Source organism: Trichococcus flocculiformis (assembly GCF_963662535.1).
GTDB classification, from domain to species: Bacteria; Bacillota; Bacilli; order Lactobacillales; family Aerococcaceae; genus Trichococcus; species Trichococcus flocculiformis.
In genome coordinates, this window is the sequence record NZ_OY759718.1 from 2,926,734 (window position 1) to 2,944,865 (window position 18,132).

Sequence of the window (18,132 nt, forward strand, 5' to 3'; positions counted from 1 at the left end):
CGATCTCTCCTCTTAGGTGCTTGTTCTTATAGGAATGAAGTGAAAGGCAAATCATTTTCGACGCTGAACACATCGTCAAATCCGCGGTTGAAATTGAACTCCATTTTGTCTTTGTCATTCGGATAGACGAATTTTCCGCCGACTTGCCAGATGTATGGCTTGAATCCGTATTGAAGACGGTCTTTTTTGAATTTCCACAGTTCGATCAGTTCTTTAGGATCCGCCTGGAAGTTCGACCAGATGTCGTAGTGGACCGGGATGACTACTTTCGCGTTCAAAGATTCTGCCATTCTCAGCATATCCACTGAAGTGACCTTGTCTGTGATTCCGCGTGGGTTTTCTCCGAATGCTCCTAAGCAAACATCCACTTGGTGATCGTTTCCGTGTTTTGCGAAATAGTTGCAGTAATGAGAATCGCCTGCGTGATACAAGTTACCGCCTGAAGTTTTGAACAAATAGTTGACTGCGATCAAATCCATGTCCTGCGGCATTTTTCCTCTTAAAATTTCTCCTTCTGAAGCCGTAACCAAAGCTGTGCGGTCGAATGCTTCCAAAGCGACAATCTCGATGTCTTTGATTTTGACGCTGTCTCCCGGTTTCACGACTACGCATTTTTCTTCAGGAACGCCCCAGCCGATCCAAGTATCCACAACCGCTTGCGGTCCTACGAATTTAACCGCGTCGCTGGAGTTTTTCAGAACAGCCGCTGCTGTGTTGATGTCCAGGTGATCGGAATGGATATGCGTAACGACTAATGCATCCACGTTTTTCACTGCGAAAGGATCGATAACGAAAGGCTGTGCTCTGAGGTTAGGCTGCATATTTTGAACGCCGCTCATGCGTTGCATTTGGTGGCCATCTTTCATCTTGCCGCTGCCGTGTGATTGTTTGCCTGTGCCGCACCATAAGTCGCAAAGGATGTTTGTTGATTCATGTGATTTCAACCAAATTCCTGTACAGCCTAGCCACCACATTGCGAATGTATTTTCAGCAACCACTGTGTCTTCGATCTCTTCATTCAACCAAGTGCCCCATTCAGGAAATGTGCTCAATACCCAAGATTCTTTTGTAATCTCATTAACATTAGCCATTCGTCATTCTCCTTCTGCGTAATCGTTATGATCACTTTTTCTTATTATTTGTACATCAATCTCGAAACGTTCATATAACGAACATTTCTTTCGATGGACTAACTATACAATAAAACGTTTTCAGCTTCAATAGGTCCAAAACAAACAATCTTTAGCTTATTTTTATGATCGTTTCGTTGGTTATGAACGATTCACATGCTGGATTTCTATTTTATGATTGCTTCCATACCCGCGGCGGCTTGTTCCCAACAAAAAAGCGGCAAAACACTGCCGGGAGCCTCCCGTCGCATTTTGTCGCTTTGATCTGTATCTATAATATTCACTCTTCGATTCTGATTTCATTCTCGCCGTTGACATTGACTTCGGTAACGTACAGCACCTTGACACCCTTGGCTTCGATCTTCTGGATTTCTTCCGGATCCGCAGAGCGGTCAGTGACCAGATGCGTGATGAGGCTGATGCTGGCGGTGGAAAAATTTTGTTCCCGTCCCACTTTGCTGCCTTCCGCCACTACGATGCGCGGCCCATTCGTGCGCTCGAGGATCAGCCTGTTGACCGCCGTTTCCGGCAAAGCATAGGTCGTGATGCCTTTTTCATTGATGCCGCCCACGCCCAGAAAACAGATATTGGCTGTCACCTTGGAGAAGGTGTACAAAGCGAAATCCCCGACGAGCGATTTTTTCTTTTCGTATATTTCCCCGCCCGACAATACGATTTCCGCTTTCGAGGACGGATTCCGGAAAATTGCCCGGCCGTTGTTGGTTATGATGGTGACATTCCGATCCGACAAGTAGTTGAGCAAGAGGAATGCCGTCGACCCCGAATTGATGAAGATCATGTCATGATCATTTACCAGAGTGGCAGCCAACTTCGCGATTTCCTGTTTTTTCGAACGATGCGGCCTGACTGCCGGATATTCTTCTTTTTGAAAAGATCCCTCCAACAAACGGGCGCCTCCATAAAAGCGCTCAATCAGATGCTGGTCATCGAAACTCTGCAGATCCCGCCTGACGGTAATTTCAGAGACACCCAGCTCCTTCGCCAAATCTTCCACCAACACAACTTTCTTTTCTTGAAGGGCCTTCAAAATGTGCTGCCTTCTCTTGTAGACGATCCCTTGACTTGATTTCATGCATTCACCCCGCTCCTTTTCTTATATTGTACTCGAAACAATCTAAAAATCAAAATAAAAATCACCAAACGGACACAAAACGCTCATTTTTTTGTTTAGAAGCTGCATCATCCGGTATTCGTGGTCGATGCTGAAGTTGTTGATCATCATGTTGACCCTGAACATTCCCATGATAACCTGATCAACGAAAATCGGAATATCCATCAGATGGAGCTGAGTATTGTAAAGGACAATCAGGAACAAGAAAATGCCGCTGAACACAAACCCGGCAAGAATCCCGGCAAAATTCGCATAGTTGCCGCTCCTAGTGGCCCAATCGAATTGCATATCGCATTCTCCAATCCGTTCAGAACAAACATTGCGGCGCGGCAGCAAAGCATTTCTCTACAGTTCCATTATATCAGCAGACGGCGCTACAGCAAAAAGAGAAGAGGCCACCCGATTTATTAATCAGATGGCCTCTTCTTTTCAATTTAAAAACCTGTATTATCAGGAAAAAGACGCATTCATCTGTTCCAACGCTTGTTCGCTGACAAAATTCGAAACAATCGGCAACTCCTTGAATGCCTCCAACGGCATATCCAGATACTGCAGCGCGATATCATTGTTGCGCATCATCGGCAATTGTTCGAAAATCACCTTTCGGGCTGGTGTGTATTCCAGCAACTCGCGGAAGGATAACTCGGTTGTGACTTTAGGACAATAGCTCCGAGTAGGTATGTACGTGACACGATATTCACCTGCCTTGACAGTGACTGTCACACCATCTTCGGCAGCTCCCGCAGACTGGAGCCACTCCGTTTTCTGCGCTTCTTCAAGCGACAGATCCGGCAAGGTGATGGTGGCGATCGTCCCGAAAGGCACGCGGAAAGCGAAATCCAATTGTCCATCCGCCAAAAGTTCCCATGCGCTTTCGATGCGGCCGGATACAGATTGATAATACCCTTCCGCTTTGCCCAACTGCGCGCTTGGTTGCGGTGACAGGAAGAAATGTTTGTAACCAGGATTGGCGCTGTCCGCCTGGATGCCCAGGACGCAACGGTACAGCCATTCCACAATCGATCCATAGGCATAGTGGTTCAAGGAATTCATGTCTGTCCCTGAGATTTTCCCGTTCGGCAGAATCGAATTCCAGCGTTCCCAGATGGTGGTTGCACCCATCTTCACCGCGAACAACCAGCTTGGATAATCCTCATTCAGCAACAAACCATAAGCCAGTTCGTTCATCCCGTTCTTGCTCAAAGCTTCCGCAAAATACGGCGTTCCAACAAAACCGGTCTGCAGGTGGACGCCGCTGGAAATGACTTTATCATAGAAGTCTTTCGTCATCCGTTCTTTGAATGATTCAGGGCAAAGATCGAAATAGTGGAACAGGATATAAGCTGTCTGGGTCGTTACCGCCAAGCGTCCCGTAGTGGTCAAGTATTCGTTTTGGATGGCTTGTTTCACTTCCCCGGCCAATTTGGTGTACGCCAACGCATCATGCGTATTGTCCAAAACCTCAGCGGCCCGCGCCAGCAAGGAAGCGGAATGATAGTAGTACACGGATGCAACCAGCGATGTATCGGTGCCGCCCATCGGCGAGTGCGGATTGTCCCCGTCCAGCGCCAACCAGTCGCCGAACTGGAAGCCGGTCGTCCAAAGGCGTTTGCCTCCGGATTTCATATCTTCGCGAAGGATATAGTCCACCCAATCCTTCATGGTCGGATATTGTTCCTTCAGCAGTGAACGGTCCCCGTACTGCTCGTAGAGAACCCAAGGGATGACCGTCGCCGCATCCGACCAGGCGGCCGCTCCGGAGCCGGTCACAAAACCGGCATCATCTTTCGGTTTGATCTGCGGAACCACGAACGGGACAGCGCCGTTCAGTGCCTTTTGCTCCAGACGCAGATCGTGCATGAATTTTTTATAGAAAGCCGGTGTGTGCATATGGTAGCTGGCCGTCCGAGCAAAAATCTGGGCATCCCCTGTCCAGCCCATGCGTTCATCCCGTTGCGGGCAATCCGTCGGCACATCCAGGAAATTGCCTTTTTGCCCCCAAAGTGCATTCTTCAGCAACTGGTTCACATCCGGATTGGCTGTGATCATGCCGCTCGTCTCTTCCAGTTCGCTCTGCAGCACATAGCCTTTGAAGCCGAAATCCTGCTCCAGAAGATCGACGCCGGTTATTTTGGCGTAGCGGAAGCCGTAAAAAGTGAAGTACGGGCGCACTTCTGCAGCCTTTCCGTTGCTTATGTAAGTGAATTTTGCTTCCGCCGTGCGCAGATTATCGCGGTAGAAGTTGTCTTCCTGCAGCACTTCGCCGACTTCGTAGGTGATGACGGTCCCTTCCGACACATCCGCGGTGAAGGTGATCCATCCGGTCATGTTCTGTTTGAAGTCCAGAACCTGTTCCCCTGCAGGAGTAATGATCAGTTCCGGCACAAAAGCATCCACGATTTTGACAGGGACACTCAATCGCGCCTGAAGTTTTTCCGTGCTGGCATCGCTCAGTTGCATCGCTTCCCAAGGGGCGCCTGATTCTGCTTCACTGTATTCATTCCAACCATCGATTTCCAGATTCGCGTCATAGACTTCCCCGTCGTAGATACTGCTGGCGACGAGTGGTCCCTCCGCGACTTCCCACGTATCATCGCTGGCGATGATTTCTTCCGTTCCGTCCTCGTATGTGACGATGCATTCCGCGATCAGGCGCAATTGGTCCCCGTACAAGTTTTCGTATCCGCCGTCGAAACCGAAGCGGCCTTTGTACCATCCGTCCCCCAACATGAAGCCGATGGCGTTGCCGTCCGCTTGGAGGGCATCGGTTACATCATAAGTCTGGTACTGCTGCCAAAAATCATAGGCATGGAAGCCGGGAGCCAAATAATCGTCGCCGATTCTTTCTCCGTTCAGGTACAGTTCATAAACGCCCAGTCCTGTCGCATAAACGCGCGCCTTGCGGATCGGTTTTGCAGGCAACCGGAACAGTTTCCGCACAAGCGGCATCCGCTCCATCTGGCGAGCGGGTTCGATCCATTTCCCGGTCCACGGTTCCTCTTCCTTCGCTGTCTCGAAGTAGTGGATCTCGGAAGAAGAGTCCTCTCCGCCAGCATTCTTCGCGGTCACTTTCCAGAAGTAGCGCGTGCGTGGCTGCAGTTTGATTTCGGGTTGATAGCACAGCGGATCCAAATCGGTTTGCATCGCGCTGTCATGGACGACTTCTTCAAAGGCCTCATCCAGCGCGATGATGACACGGGTCCCTTGCAGTTCTTCCCCAAACGGTGCGTCAATTGTCCATGACAATGTCACTGTGTCCATCAAAAAGCCGATGGGATTCAGGATGTGATTGGTTTTCAGATTGTATATATTCATTGTATGTGCTCCTGTCTTAAAAAATAGGCTGCCTAGGATACGGCAGCCTGTAACATTATCCGTTCGCTCGTTTTGCTTTCAGATCTTCCGCAATTCCGGGAAGTTTTTTGTCCAAGTCATAGAACAGAATCAACAAAATGCAGATTGTCGTGAAAGCAATCGGCAGATAAGCGAAGATCGCTTTGATCGCGAACAGAGCTTCGGTTGATTGGGTTGCTCCTTGCGACACATATCCGCCAAGACCCAGAACAACACCCAGAATCAGACCGCCCACTCCGGAACCAACTTTTTCGGCAAACGTTCCGGCCGAGAAAATCAAGCCTTCACTGCGGATGCCCGTTTTCCATTCGCCGTAATCGGCAACGTCACCCAGCATGGCGAAACCTGCAACAGCTCCCGGCGCGATGCCAAGTCCGCGGATAACCAAACCGATCATGATCATCGTAAAGTTTTCCGGGAACAATGCGATGATCGCAAGACCAAGCAGCATCACTAAGCTTCCCACTAAAACAATCATTTTTTTACTGAACTTGCTCAACAGGACCGGCATGAATACCGCTCCGACAGCAATCGGCATGAAGGACAGGATTCCGATCACCGCCACTTTTGCGGGATCGCCCAAAATCCATTGGGCATAGAAAATGTTGATGCCGCCCAAGCCGGAGGTGATGAACCCGATCATCATGTAAAGAATCATGATGATCCAATATTTATTCTGAAACAGAGCTTTGATGTTGGTCTTCAACGGCACCTTTTCGACAGCTACAGTAGCTTCGCTGACGCGTTCTTTTGAATTTTTGAACAGGATCAGCAACAACACTGTAGAAATGACACCGAAAACAGCGGCCATCCATGTCCAAGCTTGTTTATCGCCACCGAAGAAGTTGACGACCGGCAGAACTACTGCAGTCACTCCCATCGCACCCACGAATCCAGCCAGGGTCCGTGATGTCGACAGGTTGCCGCGATCTACAGGATTTAAAGTTGTCGTTCCGATCATTGCGTTATAAGGGACCATCGTTGCCGTGTAGACACCGGCCAAAGCGATCACATAAGTCACGAAAGCATAGATGGCCTTACCTGTCGATACGAGAAAATCAGGTGAAGTGAATAATAGAATCATTGCCAATGCATAAGGGATTGCCATCCATAAAATCCAAGGTCTTGCCTTTCCGTGTTTCGAACGCGTCTTGTCGACGATAGCACCCATCGCCAAATCGGAAGCGCCATCAAAAAGCCGCGCCCACAAGAGGATGTTCCCGACGATGACCGCGCTCAGGCCGACCACATCGGTATAGTAATAAGTGATGAAGGAACTGGCTGTCGTCAGCATCAGATTGGCCGCCAAATTCCCGAAGCCGAATGTCAGCTTCTCGCTCAGCGGCATTTTATTTTCGTCTGCTTGGGCCAAAATTCTTGTTTCAGTTGCCATAATTATTCTCTCCTTTGTTCTGTTTTGATTACACTCTTATTAAACCGTTTTCGGTAAAGGCTTACAATGTCGTGCGAACAGAACAAAGTGGTCAAACTACAGGTCCCGATGCAAAGCTTCCTCGCGGATCTGACCCGGCGTCTTGCCGTGCGTTTTTTTGAAGGAGCGGAAAAAATAGCTCGTGTCCAGATAACCGATTTCCTCGGATATTTCTTCCATCGAGTAGTTCGAATACAGCAGGAGATGGTGCGCGTGCAGCATGCGTTGGCGCTGCAGCAACTGTTTGAAAGTATCGCCTGTCTCTTTTTTGATCAGATTCCCTAAATAATTCTTGTTGAAGCCTAATTGTTGCGCCAGCATTTCCAAGGAAAGCGTGCGGTAATCCTTTTCGATGATGGCCAACGCTTCCGTGACGACCTGATTCTGGTGGAGTTGCTGCCCTTTGGTTTCCTCTTCGAACGTACGCGCCAGCTCCATGAACAGCAAAGGCAGATAGAGGTGGATCACTTCAATACTCGGTTCAGCTCCGCCGTAGTACTCCTCCAGGATGTAACGCATGAAGGTCTGGACTTTCTTGTTTTCTCCCGTCCGGAACACCAAAAACTGATCCTCTTCGTGGGTGCGTTGGCTTGCCAACACAAGAAACTCAGTCAATACTCCGCGTTTTTTCACGAGCTGCTGGAGGATTTTGGTATTGATCGTCTCCACTTTCAACAGGACGTTGATGAGGATATCGTTTTCGCCCAATGCCCGGAAAGAATGCGAGCTGCCCCGATCCAACATGATGATGTCGCCTTCGTTGAGGACGATTTCCTCCCCGCTGACTTCCTGGGTGCAGGAGCCGGAATACATATAGTTCAACTCCAGAAACTGATGATGATGCAAGGGCATATCCGAATAACGGTTGTGCTTGCGGATATGGACGTCCCCTTTTTTGAAGAACATTTCCTCGCTCAGCAGAAAATCGCCATTCAAACGGAACTTATTCCCACTCAAAATCAGTTCGTCGAGGATATCCGGATCCGTCACATTGAACCCGGATTTCCGCTGCTCTTTTTCGATCTTGGTTTCTTCCCTTAAAAAACGGTCCAGTTCAAACATATTGCCGCCCCTCTCTGTCTCCTTCTCTTCCACCATTATACAGAAAAACCCAACCGGACTCATCAGGTTGGGCGCACAAAAAAGCTATCTGCGGGCATCCGCCAATCCGCAATACGGATCGATCGGACTAACGCCTTTGAAACCGCTCTTGCCCAGAAGTTTGGCGACGAGCGCTTCGATGACTGCTTGGTTATTGTCGTAGGCATTGATGTAGGTTTTCACCATGGGCACATCCATCAGATGGTAAGGATTGGCCAGGCTCACGAATATGGTCGGCACTTCATCTACGAACCACGGGATGTTGTTTCCCAGACCGAAGAGGGTGTACCAGTTGATCCTTGTCGTTGTGGCATTGCTGCGGTTTTCGACATTGGCCAGATAGAGGACAGCATCATATTTTGAACGGAACTGGGAAACGGTCTCGAATCCAGTTGTGAAATCTTCAGGCTGATACAGCGTCACATGGAAGCCTTCCTTCTCCAGCAATGGGATCACCGTTGACGCAATCTGACAGTTCGATTCTTCGTAAGGTCCGATCAGTTGCAGCAATAACCGTGGTGTTGCTGCCGGGCGCAACGGCAGGTTACCCGCTGTATCCTTGACGAGGGTGATGCCGTTATCGGCGGCTTCCGTCGCCCATTGGACGTGTTGTTCCGCCTGCAGGACAGCCAGTTCCTCTTTTTCCGGAACCAACCTTGCTTCCGCCTGTTTTTCCGGCAACTTCAATGCTGCCTTCATCGCCAGAATACGGGTGACGGCTTCGTCGATCCGTTCCAACGTCAGGATGCCGTTCGCGATGCCTTCCTTCATGAAACGGATGTCCTCCTCCAAGTCTTTGTTGAACAAGAAGATATCGCACCCGGCAGCGATTGCCGTCGGGACGGCCAAACGCCGCTCCATCGCCGCGCAGAATCCGACCATTGGCGTCGCATCGCTTGTGATGAGGCCATTGAATCCGAGCTCTTTGCGCAACAGCTCCTGCATGATGACAGGAGATAAGGTGGCCGGCAGAAAAGCATCCTCTTCAGACTTTTGGATGGCCGGCAAAGCGATGTGGCCGATCATCACCGAAAGCGCCCCGGCTTCGATGAGGCCCGAGTAGACTTCCCCATAGGTAGTCCGCCATTCGTCAAGCGGCAAAGTGTTGACCGTTGTCACCAAATGCTGATCGCGGAAATCGATGCCGTCCCCGGGGAAGTGTTTGATTGAAGCCGCCACCCCGTTTTGCTGCACTGCTTCTACGAATCCTTGCGCAAAGTTCAGGACGGTTTCTGGATCGCTGCCGTACGTGCGTACGTTCGTGATCGGATTGTGGAAATTGTAATCGATGTCCACGACCGGCGCGAAGGCCCAGTTCACGCCCACCGCCGAACCTTCCTTGGCGCAGACTTCACCGAGATGGTGCCCAAAGTCGGCATCCTGTCCGGCCGCCAACAACATCGGATTGCCGATGCGCGTACCGTCAACGGTGCTTCCCGTTCCACCTGCTTCCAAGTTGGCCGCGATCAGCAAAGGAATCTTGGCCTGTTGTTGCAGATAGCGGTGCGCTTGCTGCACTCCTTCGCCTTTTCCGGGACGGAACAGCAGTCCGCCGACTTTTTTATTCACGGCCAGGTCAAACAATGCATTCTCATCTGTGGACATGCCGATTGGGCAAAACAGCTGCCCCACTTTTTCATCCACCGTCAAGCTTGCCAAAGTCCGGTTCACCCACGCTATTTGTTCATCCTTCAGATAAAAAGGATTCCCCTTCAAATCGATCATCCTTCAACACGCTCCTTCATCTTCACTTTGTGTACTATTTTTGCTAGCTTTAATTCTGCTGTAGTCGCCACTTCAACGTCGGGGAGCCACTCGCCAAAAGCTGGGATGCCGATGGCGACGGCAGGCATATCCGCCCGTTTGATCCCTTCGATGCCCGCCAACGAGTCTTCGAAGCCGATGCATGCGTGTGTTTCCAGACCCAAAGCCTGCGCTGCCCTTTCGAAAATCTCAGGATGCGGTTTGTTGTGTATCAGCGATTCCGGATCGACGACAGCATCGAATGAAGCTGACAGACCCAATCTTGCCAGGATGAGCGGCGCATTTTTGCTGGCGGAGGCGATAGCCATGCGGTAGCCTGCTCTTTTCGCATCGTCCAGAAGCTCCGGGATCCCCGGCAGGATGTCCGCTGCGGTGGTTTGCGCGATCAACTCCAGGTAATGCGCATTTTTTTCTTGCAGCAGCTGTTCTTTTTCATCCGCATCAAGGAGCAGCGTCGGATCCTCAGCCAATATCAGTTCCAAGGATTCCGTTCTGCTGATGCCTTTGAGGCGCTCGTTCCATTCGCGGTCGATTTCTATACCCAACCGATCCGCTATCCTTTTCCATGCCAGATAATGCCGTTCCGCCGTATCGGTGATGACACCGTCCAAATCAAATACAAGTCCTTTTATTTCGCTCATCTCTCTGCCCCATTCCAAGAATCCTAGTTTACACCTTCATCCTACCCAATCGGAGCAATCCGGACAATGGCCGAACCAAAGCGGTTACTGTCCAAATCACAGGTCTGTTCCTGAACACCATCTGTATCAATCTCCCGACTATTTTAGGCAACAAAAAAAACCATGAATTTTTTCACAGCTTTTTGCTCCGGTGCATTTTTTTCCGGATATGATTGGGTGTCTCTCCGTACTCTTGCTTGAATATCTTGAAGAAATAACTCGGGCTGGTGATGCCAAGCTCTGCAACGATTTTTTCGATCGCTTTGTCGGTCCCGATCAGAAGATCGTAGGCCTTTTGCAGCCGCCGTTTCGTGACCCACTCTTTGAAGGTCAGACCCGTTTCTTGCTTCAGCAGATTGCTGAGATAATTTTTGTTGAAATTCAACTTTTTCCCCAGGCCTTCCAGTGTGATGCTGGCATATTCACTGTCGATGATCTCCAGGGCATCAATCACCTTCTTGTTGAAAGGGAGTTCTCCGGCTTCGCTTGACATGATATCCTCCAGTTCGGCCAGGATGACCAGTAACCAAAGCTCCACTTTCTCGAATTTAGGCGTCTCGCCTCCAAAATAATCGGCAAGCAAATAGGACAGGCAATTGCTGATCCGCTGATTATCGGCCGTGCTGAAATGCAGATACGGTCGGTGACGGCTATTTTTTTTGCCCACGGTCAGCAAAAAATCAGTGATCAAACTATGCCGCTGCGCCATCCTTTGGAGCACTTTCGTGTTGATGGCGTCCGATTTGATCAAGATGTTGATGAGGATGTCCTCCTCACCGAGCTTGTCGATCGAATGACCGGTTCCCGGATCGATCATCAGCAGATCGCCTTGCTTCATCTGGATTTCTTCCTGCCCGATCCACTGGATGCATTGCCCTTGCAGAAGGTAATTCAGTTCCAGAAATTCGTGCGAGTGGGTGGGCATGGCAAAGTAGCGCGCATGCCGATTCATGAAGATTTGATGGTCCACAAAAAAATCCTCATCGGACAAATGGAAATCAAGCAGATAGCCGGCTGTTGCCGCTTGATTTTGGAATTTAGCGGTTATCTGTTCAGCCGTCATTGGTTTCATTTCAGCTTCAAGCGGCGTTTCTTTCAGCAAGGTTGCCAGAACATCTTGTGCTGCGGACATTTTTTTCACTCCTCTATTCTTCATGCCCATTTTATCAACTCCCTCCAAAAAAGCAAAGGCTTGTCGGCCTTTGCTTTTTGTGTCAGATATGATTGGATTTTTTCATTATACCTTCGGCCTCAGCTACCATCTCTGCAGTTATGCCAGTGTAGAACAATTTTGAAAGTTGCTTCAATGAGAGGTTCTGCTGTTCTTCATCCGCAAATGCCATGAAGCCTCTGATGCGTTCATGGATGCCCAAAATTTCTTCGAACAGCTCCTTGTTCTCGTTCTTGATGGTCGAAAGGCGTGTATCCGAATCATAAAGCACGCTCAGATCCTTTATCGGTTGGTAAGTGTACTCGTAAATGCCTGACGCCACTTTGATCGGTTCCCAATCGGAGTACGGCAACACGATTTCAGCCTGCGCGCCAAAAGGCACTTCGAAATAGCAGCTCAGTTCGCCATTTTTAAGGATCTTCCATTCGCTGACGAATTTGCCGGCAGCTGACTGATAGCTTCCGCGGGCATATCCCAATTTTACATTTGGATTGGGCGCTAATCTTGCGGTACGGAAACCGGCTTCCAACGGTTGGATGCCCACTACGTATTTATAGACAAACTCGATGACGGATCCGTAACTGTAGTGGTTCAGGGAATTCATGCCTGCAGGATTCATGGTGCCATCCGGCATTACGCTGTTCCAGCGCTCCCAGATTGTCGTCGCGCCAAGTTTCACCGCATACAACCAGCCCGGGAAGCCTTCATTGAGCAAGAACTCATAAGCCAGATCGACCATGCCATTCTCCGACAACACTTGGCAAAAAATCGGCGTCCCCACAAAACCGGATTTTATTTTGTACAGATCTTTTTTCAAACGGGTTTTCAGCTGCTCAATGACCACTTCGCGCTCACGGAATAGTTTGAACTGTAAAGCAATGATGTAACCTGATTGGGTGTCGATGGACAAGCGTCCGGATGGCGTCACATACTCGAACAAGATCCGCTCCCGGACTTGTTCGCTGAGCCCGCGATAATAGGCCGCGTCAGACTCATTCCCAATCAAAGCTGCGACGTCCGCGACGATGCACAGACTTTCATAATAATAAGCTGAAGCAATAAACGTATCGTCAGTGCTTCCTTTGAATGATGAAGGCGTCGCGCCATCCAAAGCCAGCCAATCCCCAAACTGGAATCCACCGGCATTGAGTTCCGTTTTCGAGCCGTGCGCTTTTTCTATTTTAGCACCTGCCCAATCCACCCAATCTTTCATCAGCGGGTAATACTGCCCGACCTCTTCCTTATTCCCATAGGCCGTCCATAAAGCCTTAGGAATGAAGGTCGCCGCATCTCCCCAGACAGCTGCGCCACCTTGCGTAGCCATCGCCGGCATATAATTAGGGATGCTTCCCGACAGTTTTTCCTGTTCCGTGCGCATATCGATCAGATATTTGCGGTAAAAAGCGCGCGTGTCCATATGATAACTTGCTGTCGGAGCAAATACTTGCGCATCCCCGGTCCAGCCCAACCGCTCAGCCCTTTGCGGACAATCGGTCGGCATATCGAGGAAGTTTGATTTGAGCCCCCAAAGCGAGTTTGAATACAGTTGATTCACTTTAGCATTACCCGTTTCGATGATGCCTGTTCGCGTCATATCGGAATAGATGGCCAATCCGCGCACGGCAATTTGCTTGTTTGTTGGCCAGCCGGTCACACGCGCATAGCGGAAACCAAAGTAAGTGAAATGCGGGTGCACCGTTTCGGCTTCTCCATTGGAAATGTAACGGAAGCCTGCAGTGGCGGTGCCGTAATTCTCATTATAAAAATTGCCTTGCTGCAGTATTTCCCCGAACTCAAAGTGCACCTCGGTCCCTGCCGGAAAATCGGCATCAAACGCAAGCCAGCCGGCAAAGTTCTGCCCGAAATCAAGCACGATCTCGCCATTCGGGGTCTTGATGACCTCCTTCAAAGGCACTTCCTCATGGATGCTCAACCCCGGGCTTACGCGGTCCATCAATTTTTCTTTTGGAATGCCGACGATCGCCACCGCATCACTGCGCCCCGATTTATCAAGTGTCCGGTCAATCGTTTCGCCATCGTAGATGCCGCTGTTCGTGATATCGCTCAGCGTCGCTTTCCAACTGAGATCCGTCACGATCCGTTCTTCCGCACCGTTTTCGTAGCGCACAATCAATTCGGCAATCGCCGCAAATTTGTCTCCGAAATAAGCATGCTCGCCGCTCAGGCCGAATCTCCCTTTGTACCAGCCGTTGCCCAACATGATCGCCAACTGATTGCTTTGTTTTAATTGTTCGGTGACATCATACGTTTGGATTTGGATGAAAGCCTCGTAGTTATTGACGAACGGCGCCAGAACATCATTTCCGATTTTCTTTCCGTTCAGGCTTGCTTCATAAAGCCCAACCCCACTGATGTACAAGCGGGCTTCCTTCACTTGCTGGCTCAGTTCGAAATCCTTGAACAAAATCGGATGGATCTCTTCCTGCACCTTCGGCCCGATCCACTCAGCGACCCATGCTTCATCCATTTTTCCGGTTTCAAAAAAACTTACCGATTCAGCCACTTCACTATCTTCAGCCGTTACCTGTATCCGCACATGGTAACGCGTTCTCGGCTTCAACTGCAGCGTCACCGTTTCGCCTGAACTGTCCAGAGCACCTTTTTTCTCCAGCATGATTTCTTTGAATTCGTGATCGGCAGCTACCTGTATGCCTGCCTCTTTTTGCATTTTGCCTAACCCGTTGTCTACCGACCAACTGACGATCAAGGGCTGAAAATGATACCCGATAGGTTCAACGATGCCATTAAATTTTATATCCCTGATTTCCATGCGTTTCTCCACCTTGTTTATTAGTATACGCTTACTATAAGCAAAACCAATCTGTAAAACCACATCAAAAACATACTTAAAAATGCTCTAAATGCAGATTATGTATTTATCCAAAATTTGCTGGTGCCTTGATCTATAAACTCAGTCTGTACACCTCTCGCCGTTTGGCTTATACTTTTGGTGAATGACAGATAATGGAGGGATATGAATGAAAATTGCCGTTTCCAGCGACCATGCCGGCTTCGCATTGAAAGAAGAAGTCAAAGCTTTACTCGAAAAGGAAGGCCATGAAGTGCTCGACTTCGGACCTTACAATGAAGAACCTTGTGACCTGTCCGATTATGTTTACCCTGCCTCACTGGCTGTGGCTGAAGGAAAAGCCGACCGCGGCATCTTTGTCGATGGCGTCGGTTACGGAAGTGCGATGATCGCCAACAAAATCTACGGCGTCTATGCAGCGGTTTGCCAGGATCCTTTCTGCGCGAAACTGGCGCGTTCCCATTCCGACACGAATGTTCTCTGCCTTGGCGGAAAGATCATCGGTTCGGCATTAGCGCTTGAAATCGTGACTGCTTGGATGACAACTGATTACCTCAGCGATATCGAAAAATACACCAACCGCGTCGATAAAGTGAAGAAGATTGCTGAGAAGCATTTGAAGAGATTGGATGAAATCCAGGACTAGTCATTTATGAACTGACGGTACGCTTTTCAAAGTACAAATTCCCAATAAAACAAGACCGCACCGAAATGGATAAGCGAATCCATTTCGGTGCGGTCTTATTGTCCGTTCTCAAATCCGTCAGCGACGTTCTTACTGCTGCACGGCCAGCACTTCTTCGATCGACTCGACGATCAATCTGTGGTCCTCCAGATGTTCCAATCCGGAAACGCAGATGACACCGGTGACTTGTCCGTCTTCGATGATCGGGAATCCGCCGCCGCAGATGGCGTATTGTTCGCTGTTCATCCATTCTTTGTATTCAGGCACCTCATCCATAAACAGGTAGGTATAGAGCGAACTGTGGCCGCTGTCCAATACGGTCTTTTCCTTCCGGTTCAGCCAAGGACTCTCTTTTCTGCCGTCCATCAAATAATGCAGGATCAGCAAGCCATTATGCACAATCCTGATGCCGACAGGCTTCGGTGCTTGTTCCTTGACCTTTTTGACGATGCGCTGCGCGATTTCCAAGCCTGCATCATGAGTAAATGCTTCAAATTGCAGTTTCTGTTCCTGTTCCAATATCTCGACTTTGTCCATTGTGCATGCACCTTCCTATAAATGGGGCCGACCCATTGCGAGTCGGCCCCTGATTTTTTTCTTATCCTGGATTTGTTCGGTTGCTCTGGACCGACTGTTGGATCGAATTGTCGAATGTCATCCATCTATTCGACAATTTCGCCAAACAGTCCTAAGCCTTATGCTTTGTTTATCAGCCTAAAACGATCCCGGCGCCTGCCAGCGCCTCTTCAGCGATTTCCATGACGACTTGGCTTTGCGCCAGCATTTCCTTGGCTTTCGCAAGATCCATTTCCTCGATCATCCGCGCAAATTCGCGGAATTCCTCGTACATCCGGTGCGGGTGAACCTTCTTGTCCATCGCTTGGCTCGCCTGCCCGTTCATGTTCACCTCAAAGGAGTTGCAGAGATTCGGCGGGCCATTGAGTACAACGGAGCCTTTATCTCCCTGAATCATGGATCTTATCGGGGCTGCCGAATCCTTCGCCCCGATGCAGACAACTTTGCAGCCTGGATAATCCAACAGCAGAATTCCGGATGTATCGATCCCTCTTTCGACGTTTGCCAGGTATTTGACCGAATCAGGTTTACCCAAGATTCCGACGACAAAATGGATATTGTAGATGTTGATGTCCATCAAGGCGCCGCCGCCCGCTTTCGGACTGAAGGCCGGCAGTACTTCTCCATTTTTGAAGGCATCGTATCTGGACGAATACTGGGAATAGTTGCATTCGATGATCTTCAGATCCCCCAAATTCGGAATCTGTTCCTTGATTGCCAGATAGTTGGACAGGTATCTTGTCGTGATCGCTTCTACCAGAATCAGCTTTTTGCTTTCTGCCAGTTCCTTCAGTTCGATCAATTCAGCTGATTTGATCGTGAACGGTTTTTCGCAGATCACATGTTTACCGTTTTCCAAAGCTTGCTTCGTAAATGTGTAGTGCAGATGGTTAGGCAGTCCCACATAGATGGTGTCGCACTCCGGATCGTTCAGGACTTCTTGATAGTCCGTGTATACTTTCCCGATGCCGTATGTGTTTGCCAGGCCCTCCATTTTTGTCCGTTCCGCTTCGATGCCGAACATGCTGACCAATTCCGTATCCGGCAAGTCCTTCGCCATCGTCAGGAAATCCATGACGATCTGTCCAGATCCTAGTATTGCAAGTTTCATATGTTAGACTCCTTTTTCGATTCTTGTATTCCGATTATATTTCTATTGTACTGCTATGCTTCGACAGCTTCCATTTGATGCTGTTGCTCTTCTTCGTTTTCCAGTTCCTGTTTGACAGCCAAATTGTCAGCTATTTTGAAGAACGGGAAGTAGATGGCAGCTGAAAGGGCGATCTGCACGATGTTCAGCACGGCGCCTCTCCATCCCGAAACCAGGAAGCCTGAAATGACCGGTGGAGTGGTCCATGGGATGTTCACCCCGTTTGTATAAGGTACGAGCCCTGTACTCATGGAGAAATAAGCGACGATGCTTAAGATGAGCGGTGTCAAAAGGAATGGCACGATCATGATCGGGTTCAGGACGATCGGCATACCGAAAATGATTGATTCATTGATTGTAAAGATTTCCAGTCCGATCGACAACTTGCCCAAGGCTCTGAATTGTTTTGACTTAGCAGCGAATAACAGCAGCAAGCAGAGACCGAATGTGGCACCAGAGCCGCCGACTTTGACGAAATTGCTGTAGAATTGATAGTTTACGATATTCGGGATAGTCTGTCCTGCAGCAACCGCTGCGGCATTTTCGGCAGTCAGCGTCAACCAAATCGGTTGCATCACGCTGCCGATGATATTTGAACCATGCAGACCGAATGACCACAGAACACCTTCAATGATGAGCACGACGATGGTCGCAGGCAAGGTGCTGCCCAAAGCAGTCAATGGCGTCTGCAGATTGTTGAAGATGAATGTCTGTACGTCGCCATAGCTGGTTTGTTCGAAGCCGATGCGCACGAAGTTGAAGAATATGATGACCAACGCAACCGGGATCAAGGATGAGAAGGACTTTGATACGTTTTGCGGAACCGAATCGGGCATTTTGATTTTCCAGCCCATTTTTTCGGTAAAGCGCATGATTTCGATTGCAATGATCGAGATCAAAATTCCGACGAACAACCCGGCAGCGCCCAAGTTCCCCAACGGAATCCCGATTCCCAAGCCTTCCTCTGCGAAAGCGTGCATCGGTGTGACGACGAAAAAGGATGCCAATGCCGCAAAGGTGCCGGCCATACTGTCCAAACCGTAAGATTTAGCTAATTCGTTACCGATTCCGATCACAACATAGAGGGTCATCATGCTCATGGAAATGTTGTTGGGGATCGTGAACAG

General features: G+C 49.4%; 14 protein-coding genes. 1 reads left to right on the forward strand and 13 read right to left on the reverse strand.

Going from position 1 to position 18,132, the window contains the following annotated elements:
- Positions 1-26: 26 nt before the first annotated feature.
- From ulaG to ACKPCD_RS13965, 10 genes are all read right to left on the reverse strand, one after another.
- The gene (ulaG, locus tag ACKPCD_RS13920; protein ID WP_106450004.1) at positions 27-1,091 is read right to left on the reverse strand and encodes an L-ascorbate 6-phosphate lactonase; all 1,065 of its coding nucleotides are present in this window, start codon (positions 1,089-1,091) and stop codon (positions 27-29) included.
- A gap of 319 nt (positions 1,092-1,410) precedes the next feature.
- Positions 1,411-2,223, reverse strand: coding sequence for a DeoR/GlpR family DNA-binding transcription regulator (locus ACKPCD_RS13925; protein ID WP_321433563.1), 813 nt, complete (start codon positions 2,221-2,223; stop codon positions 1,411-1,413).
- Between the two features lie 42 nt (positions 2,224-2,265).
- Positions 2,266-2,550 carry a hypothetical protein gene (locus ACKPCD_RS13930; protein ID WP_321433564.1) on the reverse strand — a complete coding sequence of 95 codons (285 nt, stop codon included), beginning with the start codon at positions 2,548-2,550 and terminating at the stop codon, positions 2,266-2,268.
- 162 nt (positions 2,551-2,712) lie between these two features.
- Positions 2,713-5,577, reverse strand: coding sequence for an alpha-L-rhamnosidase (locus ACKPCD_RS13935; protein ID WP_321433565.1), 2,865 nt, complete (start codon positions 5,575-5,577; stop codon positions 2,713-2,715).
- A gap of 55 nt (positions 5,578-5,632) precedes the next feature.
- Positions 5,633-7,009, reverse strand: a complete 1,377-nt coding sequence (locus tag ACKPCD_RS13940) for a glycoside-pentoside-hexuronide (GPH):cation symporter (protein ID WP_321433566.1) — start codon at positions 7,007-7,009, stop codon at positions 5,633-5,635.
- Between the two features lie 96 nt (positions 7,010-7,105).
- A complete protein-coding gene (locus tag ACKPCD_RS13945) occupies positions 7,106-8,110 on the reverse strand; it encodes an AraC family transcriptional regulator (RefSeq protein WP_321433567.1) in 1,005 nt (334 codons plus the stop codon).
- Positions 8,111-8,194: 84 nt separating this feature from the next.
- Complete coding sequence (locus ACKPCD_RS13950) at positions 8,195-9,874, reverse strand: glycoside hydrolase family 3 protein (RefSeq protein ID WP_321433568.1); 1,680 nt, start codon at positions 9,872-9,874, stop codon at positions 8,195-8,197.
- Positions 9,871-10,554, reverse strand: a complete 684-nt coding sequence (pgmB, locus tag ACKPCD_RS13955; protein ID WP_321433569.1) for a beta-phosphoglucomutase — start codon at positions 10,552-10,554, stop codon at positions 9,871-9,873. The genes ACKPCD_RS13950 and pgmB overlap by 4 nt, the downstream gene beginning before the upstream one ends.
- Before the next feature lie 172 nt (positions 10,555-10,726).
- Positions 10,727-11,725, reverse strand: a complete 999-nt coding sequence (locus ACKPCD_RS13960; protein WP_321433570.1) for an AraC family transcriptional regulator — start codon at positions 11,723-11,725, stop codon at positions 10,727-10,729.
- An 82-nt stretch (positions 11,726-11,807) separates the two neighbouring features.
- A complete protein-coding gene (locus tag ACKPCD_RS13965) occupies positions 11,808-14,555 on the reverse strand; it encodes an alpha-L-rhamnosidase (RefSeq protein ID WP_321433571.1) in 2,748 nt (915 codons plus the stop codon).
- A 208-nt stretch (positions 14,556-14,763) separates the two neighbouring features.
- Here ACKPCD_RS13965 and ACKPCD_RS13970 point away from each other — a divergent pair, with 208 nt between their 5' ends.
- On the forward strand, positions 14,764-15,240 hold the full coding sequence (locus ACKPCD_RS13970) for an RpiB/LacA/LacB family sugar-phosphate isomerase (RefSeq protein ID WP_119092218.1): 477 nt from the start codon (positions 14,764-14,766) through the stop codon (positions 15,238-15,240).
- A gap of 129 nt (positions 15,241-15,369) precedes the next feature.
- Here the strand turns inward: ACKPCD_RS13970 and ACKPCD_RS13975 are convergent, their stop codons facing one another.
- The 3 genes from ACKPCD_RS13975 to ACKPCD_RS13985 form a co-directional block, all read right to left on the reverse strand.
- Positions 15,370-15,816, reverse strand: coding sequence for a heme-binding protein (locus ACKPCD_RS13975; protein ID WP_321433572.1), 447 nt, complete (start codon positions 15,814-15,816; stop codon positions 15,370-15,372).
- Between the two features lie 172 nt (positions 15,817-15,988).
- Positions 15,989-16,966 (reverse strand): Gfo/Idh/MocA family protein, encoded by a 978-nt coding sequence (locus tag ACKPCD_RS13980; RefSeq protein WP_321433573.1) that lies wholly within the window; start codon positions 16,964-16,966, stop codon positions 15,989-15,991.
- A 53-nt stretch (positions 16,967-17,019) separates the two neighbouring features.
- Positions 17,020-18,132: a PTS sugar transporter subunit IIC gene (locus ACKPCD_RS13985; protein ID WP_321434580.1), complete on the reverse strand. Its 1,113-nt coding sequence runs from the start codon at positions 18,130-18,132 to the stop codon at positions 17,020-17,022.

Bases quoted from the DNA above. Each gene is read 5' to 3' on its own strand.
- ulaG (WP_106450004.1), bottom strand. From the start codon at position 1,091: ATGGCTAATGTTAATGAGATTACAAAAGAATCTTGGGTATTGAGCACA.
- ACKPCD_RS13925 (WP_321433563.1), bottom strand. From the start codon at position 2,223: ATGAAATCAAGTCAAGGGATCGTCTACAAGAGAAGGCAGCACATTTTG.
- ACKPCD_RS13930 (WP_321433564.1), bottom strand. From the start codon at position 2,550: ATGCAATTCGATTGGGCCACTAGGAGCGGCAACTATGCGAATTTTGCC.
- ACKPCD_RS13935 (WP_321433565.1), bottom strand. From the start codon at position 5,577: ATGAATATATACAATCTGAAAACCAATCACATCCTGAATCCCATCGGC.
- ACKPCD_RS13940 (WP_321433566.1), bottom strand. From the start codon at position 7,009: ATGGCAACTGAAACAAGAATTTTGGCCCAAGCAGACGAAAATAAAATG.
- ACKPCD_RS13945 (WP_321433567.1), bottom strand. From the start codon at position 8,110: ATGTTTGAACTGGACCGTTTTTTAAGGGAAGAAACCAAGATCGAAAAA.
- ACKPCD_RS13950 (WP_321433568.1), bottom strand. From the start codon at position 9,874: ATGATCGATTTGAAGGGGAATCCTTTTTATCTGAAGGATGAACAAATA.
- pgmB (WP_321433569.1), bottom strand. From the start codon at position 10,554: ATGAGCGAAATAAAAGGACTTGTATTTGATTTGGACGGTGTCATCACC.
- ACKPCD_RS13960 (WP_321433570.1), bottom strand. From the start codon at position 11,725: ATGTCCGCAGCACAAGATGTTCTGGCAACCTTGCTGAAAGAAACGCCG.
- ACKPCD_RS13965 (WP_321433571.1), bottom strand. From the start codon at position 14,555: ATGGAAATCAGGGATATAAAATTTAATGGCATCGTTGAACCTATCGGG.
- ACKPCD_RS13970 (WP_119092218.1), top strand. From the start codon at position 14,764: ATGAAAATTGCCGTTTCCAGCGACCATGCCGGCTTCGCATTGAAAGAA.
- ACKPCD_RS13975 (WP_321433572.1), bottom strand. From the start codon at position 15,816: ATGGACAAAGTCGAGATATTGGAACAGGAACAGAAACTGCAATTTGAA.
- ACKPCD_RS13980 (WP_321433573.1), bottom strand. From the start codon at position 16,966: ATGAAACTTGCAATACTAGGATCTGGACAGATCGTCATGGATTTCCTG.